A 12686-nucleotide genomic window follows, 5' to 3' on the forward strand; every position below is an offset into this window, starting at 1 on the left:
GCGCGTCGCCTATCCGATCGGGTGGTGCACGGTGACGAGCTTGGTCCCATCGGGAAACGTCGCCTCGACCTGCACGTCGTGAATCATCTCGGGCACCCCGTCCATCACGTCCGCACGGGTGAGCACCGACCGCCCCGAAGACATCAGTTCCGCCACGGTCCGCCCGTCCCGCGCCCCCTCGAGCACATGATCGGTGATCAACGCGATCGACTCGGGATGGTTCAGCTTCAGCCCCCGCGCCTGCCTCCGGCGCGCCAGCTCGGCCGCATAACTCAGCAGCAACCGTTCCTGCTCGTGCGGCGACAGGCGCATGCGTTCTCTCCTCGGCGGGTCCGTGGTCGGTGAGCGACATTCTGGCACGTCCCGCGTCCACACGGCGACCGCCGCCGAGCGCGACCGGGGACGACCCCGAGGTGGTTAACGAGATGTTAACGAATGGCCCATCACTCGACCAGGAAGCGGCCGCGTCACCGACCGAGCGGCAATCGCGCCCGCTCCGCCGGACCCACGCCCCCGCGAATATCCGCTGGAACGCACCATCGCGCGCCCGTACCGTCGCATCCATGAACGAATGGACCGGCCTGCTCAACGTGGTCGATGTGGAAGCCACCTGCTGGGCCGGCGACCCACCGGCCGGGCAGACCAACGAGATCATCGAGATCGGGATCACCGTGGTCGATCTCGCCACCCGAACCAGGGTGGGCAAACACGGGATCATCGTGCGGCCGACCCGGTCCACGGTGAGCGAATTCTGCACCGAGCTCACCACGCTCACCCAGGAGCAGGTCGATCAGGGTGTCGAGTTCGGCGAGGCGTGCCGTCTACTGGGGAGCGAGTTCGCGGCGGGCACGCGGCCGTGGGCGAGCTGGGGCGATTACGACCGCAAGCAGTTCCGCACCCAGTGCGCGGCGACCGGCGTCGAGTACCCCTTCGGCCCCGAGCACACCAACGCCAAACAGGTGTTCTCCGAGTCCTACGACCTGCGTCGACGACCGGGCATGGACCACGCGCTGCGAATCGCCGACATCCCCCTCGAAGGCACGCACCACCGTGGCGACGACGACGCGTGGAATATCGGCGCGCTGGTCGTGGATGTCCTCGGCCGTGGTGGGTGGCGGGTCACCACCGTCGACTGACGCGCAGTTCCGCCCTGTCGTGGACTGCGGCCCTCCACGAACGCCGAATCTGCCTTCACAGCCGAGCGAGCAGTCCGGACGTGTCGTCGAAAAGCCTCGCAGCCGCCGCGGTATCGAAGGCGGGTCCGGCGACATCGAGCCGTGCGCCCTGCACGATCGCGGTCAGCGCCTCCGTCGGCGGTTCATCCAGTACGCCCAGGATCGGACCGATCGCCTGGTCGATCGATTGCGCGGTAGCGCGCATCGTCTCGACTCTGGCTGCCATCTCGGCGTCGTAGTCGCCCGACAGCCCGGTATCGACCACGCCTGGATGCAGCAGGACATAGCGAACGCGGGAGGACGATCGGCGCGCGAACTCGATACCCAGGAGATCGTTGAGCTGTCCGCCCTGGGAGAGGGCGCGCAAGCCGTGATAGCCACGCTCGAAACCCCAATCGTCCCAGCGGATCTCGCTCGTCCCACTACCGGGGCCGGCCACGTTCAAGACGACCGGAGTCGCGGCGGAATCGAACAGGTCGAGGAGTTCGTAGCTCAGCACGAACCGACTCAGATAGAACAGGGCGAAGGTGTATTCGAACCCCTCAGCCGTGACCAGTCGTTCGGACCGGTAATGCCGCGCGCACAGCACCAGAGCGTCGATTCGGGTGAAGTAGCCCCGAACGGATTCGATCGCGGTGCGCGTCTCGGCGATCGAGCTCAGATCGGCCCGTACGAAGTGCGCGCGTCGGGCCGCGCCTACGGCCGCCGCAGCGGCAAGCAACTCCGCGCCTTTTGCCGGATCGCGCCCGATAACGATGACGGCATCACCCTTGGCCAGTCGATCCAGCGCGACTGCCCGCCCCAAACCGTCGGTCCCGCCCGCGACTACAACGTGCCTCACGGGAAGGATCCTATCGGCACGATTCACCGATGTCACGATAACGTTCAGTGAATTGAACCAGCGGGTTCACCAAGGATCGCCGGGCTCCCCTTGTTCCACAGAACGCTAGACGGCGAGGTTCTGGAGGCGGACCTGGCCGCGGGCGACAGTGCGACCGTCGGCGTCGGTGATGACGACGACCCAGAGCTGCTGGCTACGGCCGCGGTGGATCGGGGTGGCCTCGCCGGTGAGGACGCCCTCACGGACGGCGCGCAAAAAGTCGGTGTTGTTGTTGACGCCGACGACCGATCCACGCTCGCCGAACCAGACGCCGCCGCCGACGCTGGCGAGGGTTTCGATGATGGTGCAGTAGACGCCGCCGTTCTGGATACCGGCGGGCTGGTGCAGCTCGGGGCGCACTGTCCATTCACCGCGCACCCGATCAGGGGTGACCTCGGTGTAGCGCAGACCGATGAGGTCGGTGAAGGTGCCTTCGCTGGCCTTGGTCATCAACTCGGGGGTGACATCGGCCAGGGACAGGGGCGTTTCGCTCATACGGTCCGGTTTACACCATCCGAAAACGTGCGCGGCAGCCGGTAAGACGTAGCGGCGGGCTCCGCTCGAAAACGGAGCCCGCCGCGGCAGGATGGCGGAGTCGACCGCAGCCCTCGGGACCACCGGCTCATCCGTACGCCGAGATCAGAGTAGGTCAGGCTTACCTAAGTAGTCAAGTTCCTGTCGTTCCGTCTCATTAATGTCTCATAATGTGTCTCATAATTAGTCTTTCAAGTACCGATAAACCGTGGCCCGTGACACGCCGAGGACGGTGGCGATCTCCGTGGCGCTGCGCTGCTCGATCCGGCTCATCCTGCGCGCAGCGGCAACGCCCTCCTCGTCGAGCAGCGCGGGTCGCCCTCGTTGTGCGGCAACAGTATTCAACTCGGCGGGGTACAGCAGATCCACGCCGGCCAGCACTTCCGCGCGCAGAGCGGCCGGCGATTCGTCCGCGAACAACACCACCGGGTCGCTGAGTACGCCCAACGCCTGCACCGCGCGCACACGATCGGACAACGTCGGATTCGGGCCTGCGACGAGCACGTTCGCCGCCAACACCAGGTCGCGGAACCGCTCGAAGATGCTGCCCGACGCGGCCAGCGCGAGATCGTTGACATTGAGGCGCAGCAGGTACCGATGCTCGATGTACACATCGAGAATGCCTTCGAGAGCCCGTCTGCGGGCCACCCGAGGATCCGGATCGACTGCGGCGGCCATGGCGTCGGCGAGCGCGACGAGCAGCGGCTCGGCCAGTCCGGCGAGGATGTCGTACTTACTCGGAAAATGGTAGAGGACACCGGCTTTGGAGATTTCGAGCTGGTCGGCGATCGCCCGCACCGTCGTGCGGTGATAGCCGTGCGCGCTGAACAGATCCATCGCCACGGCAAGGATGCGCTCCCTGGTTCCGACCACCACGTCATCACTCATCGGCGCATTCTATCCCTTGACTGACCAACGGTCAGAGGCCTAGCGTAACTACTGACCAACGGTCAGTCACTGAGGAGTCGTCATGTCGACCAATCCCCGCATTCTCATCTCCGGCGCCAGCATCGCCGGACCCACCCTCGCCTTCTGGCTCGCCCGGCACGGCTGGCGTCCCACCGTCGTCGAGCAAGCTCCGACGCTGCGCGCGGGCGGCAACGGCGTCGATCTGCGCGGTGCGTCGGTCGGCATCGCCGCAGCCATGGGGGTGCTGCCCGCGTTGCGCGAGCGCGCCACCGATATCCGGGCGCTCACGTTCGTCGATGCCGATGGACAACGGGTCGCCTCGATGCCGACCAGCACCTTCGACGAGCCCGGCGACCTCGAGGTGATGCGCGGCGACCTGGCGCGCGTCCTCTACGACGCCACCGCGAACGATGTCGACTACTGCTTCGGGGATTCCGTCGACACGATCACCCAGGACGGCAGCGTGGTCCAGGTCGGTTTCACCGGTGGAACCAGTGCGGAATTCGATCTCGTGATCGGCGCCGACGGATTGCATTCGCGCGTGCGCAATCTCGCGGTGCTGTCCGAAAAGCAGGCGGCGTATCCGCTCGGGCTCGGATTCGCGAGCGCCACCGTCGACGTGGCCTTCGGCGCACCGCGAGCGGTGACCCTGCACAACGCCCCGGGCCGGGTCGCCGGTGTGTACCGATCCGGCAATCACACCGCGGCACAGGCGTTCTTCGCTTTCCGCACGTCGCGCGATGTCGAGTTCCCGCGCGATCGGCCGTCGCAAGTCGACCTGCTGCGCGACCAGTTCACCGGCGCCGGGTGGGAAATCCCCGCCCTTGTGGACGCGGCCACCGCCGACCCGACCTTCTACCTCGACGCGATGACCCAGATCCGCATGCCGACCTGGTCGCGCGGCCGAGTCGGCTTGGTCGGCGATGCCGCCTATTGCCCCACCGCGTTCTCCGGCGCGGGTGCCGCCCTGGCCGTCGAGGGCGCCCACCTCCTCGCCACCCGACTCGTCGCGGGTGATCACGAGGCGGCCTTCGCCCACTACGAGCGCACCTTGCGACCGATCGTCCGAGCTCGCCAGCGCTCGGTCGGCCCGGGCAGTGCCATGCTCGTCCCCGCGACGAACACCCGGATCTGGCTGCGCAACCAGCTCACCCGACTGATGGTGTTGCCGCCGTTGGCCGCCCGGGCGTTCCGGTCGGACCGCGCCGCCACGGCATGAATCGATCCTCGGCATGTGACGCGCCGGTAGCCGCGCCCAGGGCTTGCTCAACACGATCGTAATACTCCATGATCGCTGTACCTCCTATGTTTCCGAGGCTTGTGTCGATGGTGAAAGCTCATGTTCTGGGCGTACGACGACCAGGGGTGGGCGCGGCGAGAGAGGCAAGATTTCGTGAGTAGTAGTCGTATTCCCCGGTGGGCCGTGCAGGCGGCGATGTGTGTGGCCGTGGTCGGGGCCGCGGTCGCAGCACCTGTACAGGCCGAACCACTGTGGCCCGGCGGGCCCGATGTGCCCGGCGTGCCCGCCATCATTCCCGCGCCGCCGCCGGAGCCCGTGGTGGCACCGTGCAGCGAGAAAGCGCGTGCGTGCCTGCAACTGTCGACCAATAACGCGTGGTTGATGGACAACGGCAAGGTCACCTTCGGGCCCAGCCCGATGTCACACGGCCGTCCCGGCTACGAAACGCCCCCCGGAGTGTTCAAGGTGGCGTTCAAGAAGCCGTTCCACTGGAGCACCCTGCACAACGCCCCCATGGAATACGCGGTCTTCTTCAACGGCGACATCGCCTATCACATCGGACCCACCGAGGAGCAGTCCCACGGCTGCATCCGCCTGACCCCGGAAGGCGCGAAGGCGCACTACGAGTGGCTGGAACCGGGCGACATCGTCGAAGTTGTTCCCTGAGTTCTGCTTCGAGCAAGGGGAGGCCGGCCATCGGCCTCCCCTTTTCGCGTCACCGAGGCGGTCAGGGCGTCGAAGAGCCAGAGTTGGGCGGCGCCGGTAGTGACGGCGGAACCGGTGCAAGTTGTTGTCAGATACCAATATCGGCGGATTCGGCGATCTGCTCCCGCGGCGTCGGTGAGGAGTTGGCGGCGGAAGGTCGGGGTGTCGCGGCGGTCGCGGGCGGTGGCGTGGATGCCGACATAGTGGTCGAGTTCCGCACCGGGCTGGGGCGGGCGACCTTCGGCGACGAGGGGCGCGACGGCTACGCAGGCATCGGCTACCTCGAACAGTAGGCGGCGTTCGTCGCGGATTCCGGGGGTACCGCGGTGGCGGATGGTGTCGTACATGGCGGTGGCGACGTCCGGATTCGCTACGGCGGCAATCAGTTCCGCGTAGGCGATGAGCTGTTCGGGGTGAGCGTCGGCGGTCAGTTCCGGGACGTTCATGCTGAGGAATCCGTCGATGGCCGAGGTCGGTAGCGGCGCGAGTTGGCGGCGCCAGAACGCGACGAGCACGTCGTGAGCGGCCCGCGGATCGACCACGGCGGCAAGCAGATTCAAGTGTTCGCTGTGCCTGTCGGGGGCCGCCGATTCGACGGCGCGCAGTAGCGCCCGGCGACGGTTCAGTGCGTCGAGTTCGTCGTCGACGGCGACCCGTTCGGCGGCGATCACCTCCGCGATCGACCGGGTGCCGTCCAGAACGTCGTGGATCGCCGCAAGTCCGATGCCGAAGGAGCGCAACCGGCGCAACAGCACAAGTCGATCGACCGCACCGGGTTCGAACACCCGGTGACCGGTGGGCGAGCGCGCGGCATCCAGCAGGCCCGCGTCGCAGTAGTACCGGACCGTTCGCACCGCGACGCCGGTGCGGGCGGCGAGCTCGCCGATCGTCAGATACGTGATGTGGGTCACTTTTCCTGGCACCTCCACCTCGGTGGAACTCCTACGGTACCGAGGACGCCCACGCGAAGGAGACTCGACGATGACCGGACACGACACGATGAACGACACGATCTGGCAGGCGGTGGCCGAGGAGCGCACCACCCTGGTCGCTTTGCTGCGCGAGCTGCCCGAATCGGCGTGGGACACCGAGACATTGTGCGAGGGGTGGCGCGTCCGCGACGTCGTGGCCCATCTCGTGTTGGCCACCCGGGTCACGATCGCCTCCTTGGTGGTGAACCTGATCCGCGCTCGCGGCAATACCGACCGTCTCATCCACGACACCGCCGTCCGGCTCGCCGATCGAACATCGACCGCGGAGTTGCTCGCCGAACTGCACGCCACGATCGACTCCAGAGTCATCCCGATCGGCACCACACCGATCGACCGGCTGATGGATCTACTGGTACACGGGCAGGACATCGCCGTCCCGCTCGGAATCGAGCGGGTGATGCCGACGGCGGCAGCACAGCTGTCGCTGGAGCGGGTCTGGACGAGGGGTGCACCGTTTCACGCGCGGACTCGACTCACCGGATACGCCCTCGCCGCGACCGATACCGGATGGACGTCCGGTGCGGGTACGACGGTCAGCGGCACGGCCGCAGAACTACTCATGATCGTCACCGGCCGCACCACTCCCGGACGCTAGCGACCACTGAAATGCACTGCGGTACAACCGCACTCGGCAATGCAGTAGGCGATCCGCAGATGGATCCAAGCGCTGCGGCGCCGGGATCTGGTCAGCGGAATTCCGGCCCGTATCCGGTGCAGCCGACCTGAGGAGGATTGACAGCGTCGCGGACCGAATTGCGGAGGTACGTCACTCGGATGCAGAGCGGAAGAGTGAAACATCAGCTTGCCACACTTCCCCGGCGGGAGATAAGTTACCGGCATCACATCCGATACCGCCGGTAATGACCACCCGAACAGGCTCGCAACACGATGAAGAACGTAATGCTCCGCGCGATCATCTCGGCCGTCTGTGCCGTGGCGGTCGCCTCGACGCCCGTCTTCGTAGACGCCACGGCATCGGCCGCCCCCGGCGCGCGGCTGGTGAGCCGGACGCAGACCGACCGGGTCGCCGATATCAGCGTCTACTCCCCCGCGATGGATCGCACGATCGCGTTGCGGGTGCTGCGGCCGAGCGACACCTCGGCGCCCGCACCGACGTTGTATCTGCTCAACGGCGCGGGCGGCGGCGAGGATTCGGCCAATTGGCCGGGTCAGACCGATGCCGGCGGGTTCTTCGCCGACAAGCATGTCAATGTCGTCATCCCGATGGAAGGCGCGTTCAGCTATTACACCGACTGGCGGCGACCGGACGCGGGCCTGGCGAAGAACCTCGACAACAACGGCAACAACATGTGGACGACGTTCCTCACCGAGGAGCTGCCGCCCGTGATCGACGCGGCATTCGGTACGAACGGCGTCAATTCCCTGGCCGGCATCTCGATGGCGGGAACCTCGGTCCTCGACCTCGCGATCCAGGCGCCCGAGCTGTACCGCAGCGTCTCCGCCTACAGCGGCTGCGCGATGACCAGCGATCCGATCGGCCGAGCCTTCGTCTCCCTCGTGGTGCGGATGGGCGGCGGGAACACCGAGAACATGTGGGGTCCGGATAACGACGCCGCATGGCGCGAGCACGATCCCTACGTGCAAGCCCATCGGTTGCCGAATATTCCGATCTACATCTCCGCGGGCAGCGGATTGCCGGGTCCACACGACACGCTGTCGAATCCGCGCGTGCACATCAACGGCAAGAACCCGACGTCGATTCTGACGAATCAGATGCTCGTCGGCGGCGGCATCGAAGCCGCGACGGCGTATTGCACAACGAATCTGGCACAGCGGACGCGAGAACTCGGCCGCACGAACATCACCTACAGCATCCGCCCGACCGGCACTCATTCCTGGGGCTATTGGGAGGACGACCTCCACGCCTCATGGCCGATGATGGCGACAGCCCTCGGCCTACCATGAAACCCTGGTGATCGACTGTCCGAGTAGCGCTCTCGTCAGCGCTGCAGGCAACTGCTGCGGCGAACCGGGAGGCCCCGTTCCTCGAACGCGGCGAGCAGGAGTTGGCCACGCCGCGCCCCCGCGGACACGTCGGCGCGCGCCAGATCGGGGACGTAAGTCGCTGCGCCGATGATGGATTCACCGACCAGGGTCCAGAAACGGCGAGCGGGCAGACCGGAGCAGCGGGTGAGAACCGACTGCAACGGGATCAGCGAGGAGGCACAGCGGTGGGCGAGCCAGACCGCCATGGCGGCTTCGCAGGGGAAAGCGACCGCGCCGGGTTCGGGGTCGCAGTCGACGACGCGAATCCTGGTGTCGGTCAACCCCGCCCAGTCGATGCCGCCGTCGTTGTCGTGGTGGATCCACAGGTTGTCGCGGCCGGGGTCCCAGGCCTGCGCGTCCATGACGAACAGGGCGGTGACCCGACCCGCTACGGCGTGGATGAGCGCGGTGGCCACCACTTCGGCGGCGATCTCGTCATTGATCATTTCCGCGGCGTGACGTCGGTACATCAGTTCGACGCGGCCCTCCGAGAGCCCGTTGGGCACATGCCACCATCGCCGTTTGCCCTGCCCGCTCATCGCCGCGACGGCATACACCCGCGGATGCTCGGGTTGCAGCGATTGCAACCTGGCACAGGCGCGGTCGAACGCGGCGGTGGTGCGGGAAGTGGCGGTGGTGACGGGCTCGGACATCGAACCTCCTCGAACGTTGGTTCCCGTGACGATGATGTCTCGGAACATAGGTTAGGCTTACCAGACTTCACAAGTCATGTCCGGTTTCGAGGCAGGAGAAGTTCGTCGCCGTGATCCACCCTGGCACCGTCAGACGTCGTCGTCTGACCGGGCTTCTGCTGCTCGTTGTCTTGCTCACCGTGGCGGTGGTGGCGAGCATTGCCGTCGGCACCCGCTCGCTCGCACCCACCACGGTGTTCGACGCCGTCACACACGCCCTCGGCTGCGTCGGCGGCCCGTTCCACTGCCCGGCCCGCTCCACCGCCGAGGAAATCGTGCGTGAGCTGCGTCTGCCGCGCACCGCATTGGCCCTGTTCGCCGGAGTGGCGTTGGGCGTCGCGGGCGCGCTCATCCAGGGGTATACCCGGAATCCGCTCGCTGATGCCGGATTGTTAGGACTGAATGCGGGCGCCGGTTTTCTCGCGGCGCTGAGCATCTTCCTGTTCGGGTTCACCGCACCCGCGCAATACATCTGGTTCGCCTTCGCCGGGTCGGCGATCGCGGGGGTGATCGTGTTCGGGGTCTCCTCGATCGGCGGGGGTAAGGCGAGTCCGCTGAGCCTGATCCTGGCCGGCGCGGCGGTGACCGCCTTCCTCCAGGCGATGACGAACGCGATCATCGTGCTCGACAACGCGGCGCTCGACACCTATCGGTTCTGGGTGGTCGGCAATGTGGCCGGGCGCGAAGCGGAAGTGTTCTGGGAGGTGCTGCCGTTTCTGGTGGTCGGCGTCGGCATGGCCGTGGCCGCGGCACCCAGCCTGAATCTGCTGAGCCTCGGTGACGATGTCGCCCGCGGACTCGGCGTGGACGTGACCCGGGCGCGGGCCTTCGGTCTGTTCGCGGTGGTGCTGCTCAGCGGCGGGGCGACCGCGGCGATCGGGCCGATCGCGTTTCTGGGGCTGGTGGTTCCGCATATGGCGCGGACCATCACCGGACCGGACAACAAGTGGCTGATCCCTTATTCCGGGCTGCTCGGCGGCCTGCTGCTGCTCGTCGCCGACGTCGTCGGACGGGTGATCGCACGGCCCGGTGAACTCCAGGTCGGGGTGATGTTGGCCGCGATCGGCGCGCCGTTCTTCATCGCCCTGGTGCGTCGTAAGAAGTTGGTGTCGCTGTGAGTGAAGTGGAGATGGGCAAGGCCGTCGACCGGGTAGCCGCCGAACCCGCGCGCGCCGACCGAACGGATCGAGCGGTGACCGAGCTGCGCAGGGTGCGCCCCGCGCTGCGGGTCGGGCCGGTGTCGTTGGTGCTGCGGCCGGTCGTGTTCGGCATCGTGCTGGCGCTGGTGGTCACGGTGTTCGCACTGTTCTGCCTGGACATCGCGGTAGGCGATACCCATATCCCCCTGGGTCGCGTACTCGACGTGCTCGGCGGCGGCGGCACGCGATCGCAGCGCTTCATCATCATCGAATCGCGATTGCCGCGTGCGCTGACAGCCGTGGTCGTCGGAGCCGCGCTCGGCTTGTCGGGCGCGCTGATGCAGTCGATCCTGCACAACCCGCTGGCCGGGCCGGACGTGCTCGGCATCACCACCGGCGCGAGCGTCGGCGCCGTCGCGGTGCTGGTCGGCAGCGGTGGCGCGACCACCGGACTGCTCGCGACCGTCGGAGCCCCGATCGCCGCGCTCACCGGCGGCCTGCTGACCGCGGTCGTCATCTATCTGCTGGCCTGGGGTCGCGGGGGCAGCGGCGAACACGGCGTCACCGGATTCCGGCTCGTACTCATCGGCATCGGCGTGAACGCGGTCCTGTTGTCGGTGATCAGCTGGCTGCTCACCCGCGCCAGCCTGACCGATGCCGCCCGCGCCCAGCTCTGGCTCACCGGCTCGCTCAACGGAGCCGATATGTCGAGGGTCGTGCCCGCTGTCATCGCCCTGGCGGTGGTGACCGTGGTGTCGCTGGTGTCGGCGCGCACGCTGGCCGCGCTGCGCCTCGGCGAGGACTCGACCCGGGTGCTCGGTGTGCGGATCCAGTCGCAGCAGGCACTGCTCATCGGCGCGTCGGTCGTGGCCGCCTCGGTGGCCACCGCCGCCGTGGGGCCGGTCGGATTCGTCGCCCTCGCCGCACCGCAGATCGCGAGAATGGCGCTGCGGACCGCGGGCGAGCCCCTGATCGCCTCGGCGCTGACGGGCGCCGCCCTGGTCGCGGGCGCCGACGTCGTCTCGCGCGCGCTACTGCCCGTCGACCTGCCGGTCGGTATCGTCACAGCCGCGCTGGGTGGACCGTTCCTGCTCTACCTGCTCGTCCGCATGAATCGGAAGGCCACGCTCTCATGACCAGCCCCGTCCATCGCCTCGCCGCCGACGCCGTGTCCCTCGGCTACGGCGAACGGGTGATCGTCGACGAGCTCAGCCTCGACATCACGCCCGGCGTGGTCACCACCGTCATCGGACCCAACGGCTGCGGCAAGTCGACACTGTTGAAGTCACTGGGCAGGCTGCTTCGCCCGCGCGAGGGCCAGGTGGTGCTCGACGGCAAGGCCATCTCGTCGATGAAGACCAAGGACGTGGCCAGGGTGATCGGCATGCTGCCGCAGACACCGGTCGCGCCCGAGGGGCTCACGGTCGCCGATCTGGTCGCGCGCGGACGTCATCCGCATCAGTCCTGGTTGCGGCAGTGGTCGGCCGACGACGAGACCGAGGTCGCCGCCGCACTGGCCCAAACCGGCATCGGCGACCTGGCCGACCGCACCCTCGACGAACTCTCCGGCGGCCAACGTCAGCGGGCCTGGATCTCCATGGCGCTGGCCCAGGGCACCGATATCCTGCTGCTCGACGAACCCACCACCTACCTCGATCTCGCGCACTCGCTCGAGGTCCTCGACCTCGTCGACCGGCTGCACGCCGAGTACGGGCGCACGGTGGTGATGGTGCTGCACGATCTCAACCTCGCCATCCGCTACAGCGACGAGCTCGTGGTCATGCGCGCGGGCCGGATCGTCGCGCAAGGCAAGCCGGCCGACATCGTCACCGCCGACCTGCTGGCCGAGGTGTTCGGACTCGAGGCCACGGTGCTCACGGACCCGGTCTCGGGGCGGCCGATGGTCGTCCCGATCGGCACCCGACATGTGTACGGCGCGGCCGACTATGACGAATAACACACAGCAAACACTCCGTTACGACAATCTGTAGTACGCATGTTTGTCGTTGAGGCCGTAAAATCGGTGGGATGGCAGGTCTCGGCGAACTCGAAAAAGCGGTCATGGACCAGTTGTGGTCGGCCGATGAGCCACTCACGGTGCGGCAGGTACACGAAGCGCTGGCCGCGCGGCGCGAGCTCGCGTACACCACGGTGATGACGGTGCTCCAACGACTGGCGAAGAAAGATCTCGTCGTGCAGCGACGCGACGATCGCGCCCATCGATACGCACCGGTTCACACCCGCGACGAACTCGTCGCGAGCCTGATGGTCGACGCCTTGCAACAGGCCGACGCCGCAGGTAGTCGGGCTGCGGCGCTGGTGCATTTCGTGGAGCAGGTCGGCAAGGACGAGGCCGATGCCCTGCGCGAGGCACTCGCCAAGCTCGAATCCGACGAAAACAGCGGCTAGACTC

General features: G+C 67.2%; 15 protein-coding genes. 9 read left to right on the plus strand and 6 right to left on the minus strand.

Annotated elements, in window-relative coordinates; translation table 11 throughout:
• Nucleotides 1–9: 9 nt before the first annotated feature.
• Nucleotides 10–312, minus strand: coding sequence for an urease subunit gamma (locus OHS03_RS16095; protein WP_056810177.1), 303 nt, complete (start codon nucleotides 310–312; stop codon nucleotides 10–12).
• Nucleotides 313–563: 251 nt separating this feature from the next.
• Here OHS03_RS16095 and OHS03_RS16100 point away from each other — a divergent pair, with 251 nt between their 5' ends.
• Complete coding sequence (locus OHS03_RS16100; RefSeq protein WP_328663677.1) at nucleotides 564–1136, plus strand: 3'-5' exonuclease; 573 nt, start codon at nucleotides 564–566, stop codon at nucleotides 1134–1136.
• A 55-nt stretch (nucleotides 1137–1191) separates the two neighbouring features.
• Here the strand turns inward: OHS03_RS16100 and OHS03_RS16105 are convergent, their stop codons facing one another.
• The 3 genes from OHS03_RS16105 to OHS03_RS16115 form a co-directional block, all read right to left on the minus strand.
• On the minus strand, nucleotides 1192–2016 hold the full coding sequence (locus OHS03_RS16105; protein ID WP_328663679.1) for an SDR family NAD(P)-dependent oxidoreductase: 825 nt from the start codon (nucleotides 2014–2016) through the stop codon (nucleotides 1192–1194).
• Nucleotides 2017–2121: 105 nt separating this feature from the next.
• Complete coding sequence (locus OHS03_RS16110) at nucleotides 2122–2505, minus strand: PaaI family thioesterase (protein WP_328664254.1); 384 nt, start codon at nucleotides 2503–2505, stop codon at nucleotides 2122–2124.
• Nucleotides 2506–2772: 267 nt separating this feature from the next.
• Nucleotides 2773–3477: a TetR family transcriptional regulator gene (locus OHS03_RS16115; RefSeq protein WP_328663681.1), complete on the minus strand. Its 705-nt coding sequence runs from the start codon at nucleotides 3475–3477 to the stop codon at nucleotides 2773–2775.
• An 82-nt stretch (nucleotides 3478–3559) separates the two neighbouring features.
• On the opposite strand from OHS03_RS16115, the gene OHS03_RS16120 reads away from it, so the two are divergent.
• Both OHS03_RS16120 and OHS03_RS16125 read left to right on the plus strand, forming a co-directional pair.
• Complete coding sequence (locus tag OHS03_RS16120) at nucleotides 3560–4717, plus strand: FAD-dependent monooxygenase (RefSeq protein ID WP_328663683.1); 1158 nt, start codon at nucleotides 3560–3562, stop codon at nucleotides 4715–4717.
• 174 nt (nucleotides 4718–4891) lie between these two features.
• Nucleotides 4892–5404, plus strand: coding sequence for a L,D-transpeptidase (locus tag OHS03_RS16125; protein ID WP_328663685.1), 513 nt, complete (start codon nucleotides 4892–4894; stop codon nucleotides 5402–5404).
• On the opposite strand, the gene OHS03_RS16130 is transcribed toward OHS03_RS16125, so the two are convergent.
• Entirely contained in the window at nucleotides 5359–6354 is a 996-nt protein-coding gene (locus OHS03_RS16130; protein ID WP_328663687.1) for a MerR family transcriptional regulator, read from the minus strand. The two genes, OHS03_RS16125 and OHS03_RS16130, sit on opposite strands and share 46 nt — an antisense overlap.
• A gap of 70 nt (nucleotides 6355–6424) precedes the next feature.
• Here OHS03_RS16130 and OHS03_RS16135 point away from each other — a divergent pair, with 70 nt between their 5' ends.
• Both OHS03_RS16135 and OHS03_RS16140 read left to right on the plus strand, forming a co-directional pair.
• Nucleotides 6425–7030 carry a maleylpyruvate isomerase family mycothiol-dependent enzyme gene (locus OHS03_RS16135; RefSeq protein WP_328663688.1) on the plus strand — a complete coding sequence of 202 codons (606 nt, stop codon included), beginning with the start codon at nucleotides 6425–6427 and terminating at the stop codon, nucleotides 7028–7030.
• 293 nt (nucleotides 7031–7323) lie between these two features.
• Nucleotides 7324–8361 carry an alpha/beta hydrolase gene (locus OHS03_RS16140; protein WP_328663691.1) on the plus strand — a complete coding sequence of 346 codons (1038 nt, stop codon included), beginning with the start codon at nucleotides 7324–7326 and terminating at the stop codon, nucleotides 8359–8361.
• Between the two features lie 35 nt (nucleotides 8362–8396).
• Here OHS03_RS16140 and OHS03_RS16145 read toward each other — a convergent pair whose 3' ends face one another.
• A complete protein-coding gene (locus OHS03_RS16145) occupies nucleotides 8397–9095 on the minus strand; it encodes a hypothetical protein (RefSeq protein WP_328663694.1) in 699 nt (232 codons plus the stop codon).
• A gap of 110 nt (nucleotides 9096–9205) precedes the next feature.
• Between OHS03_RS16145 and OHS03_RS16150 the strand changes: the two genes are divergently transcribed.
• From OHS03_RS16150 to OHS03_RS16165, 4 genes are all read left to right on the plus strand, one after another.
• A complete protein-coding gene (locus tag OHS03_RS16150) occupies nucleotides 9206–10252 on the plus strand; it encodes a FecCD family ABC transporter permease (RefSeq protein WP_328663697.1) in 1047 nt (348 codons plus the stop codon).
• An 11-nt stretch (nucleotides 10253–10263) separates the two neighbouring features.
• Entirely contained in the window at nucleotides 10264–11409 is a 1146-nt protein-coding gene (locus OHS03_RS16155; RefSeq protein WP_405151705.1) for a FecCD family ABC transporter permease, read from the plus strand.
• Nucleotides 11406–12230: an ABC transporter ATP-binding protein gene (locus tag OHS03_RS16160; protein ID WP_328663701.1), complete on the plus strand. Its 825-nt coding sequence runs from the start codon at nucleotides 11406–11408 to the stop codon at nucleotides 12228–12230. The genes OHS03_RS16155 and OHS03_RS16160 overlap by 4 nt, the downstream gene beginning before the upstream one ends.
• A 62-nt stretch (nucleotides 12231–12292) precedes the next feature.
• Nucleotides 12293–12682, plus strand: a complete 390-nt coding sequence (locus OHS03_RS16165; protein ID WP_281220972.1) for a BlaI/MecI/CopY family transcriptional regulator — start codon at nucleotides 12293–12295, stop codon at nucleotides 12680–12682.
• The last annotated feature ends 4 nt before the right edge of the window (nucleotides 12683–12686 follow it).

Origin of the sequence: Nocardia salmonicida (assembly GCF_036142455.1) — a bacterium.
Taxonomy (GTDB): domain Bacteria; phylum Actinomycetota; class Actinomycetes; order Mycobacteriales; family Mycobacteriaceae; genus Nocardia; species Nocardia salmonicida.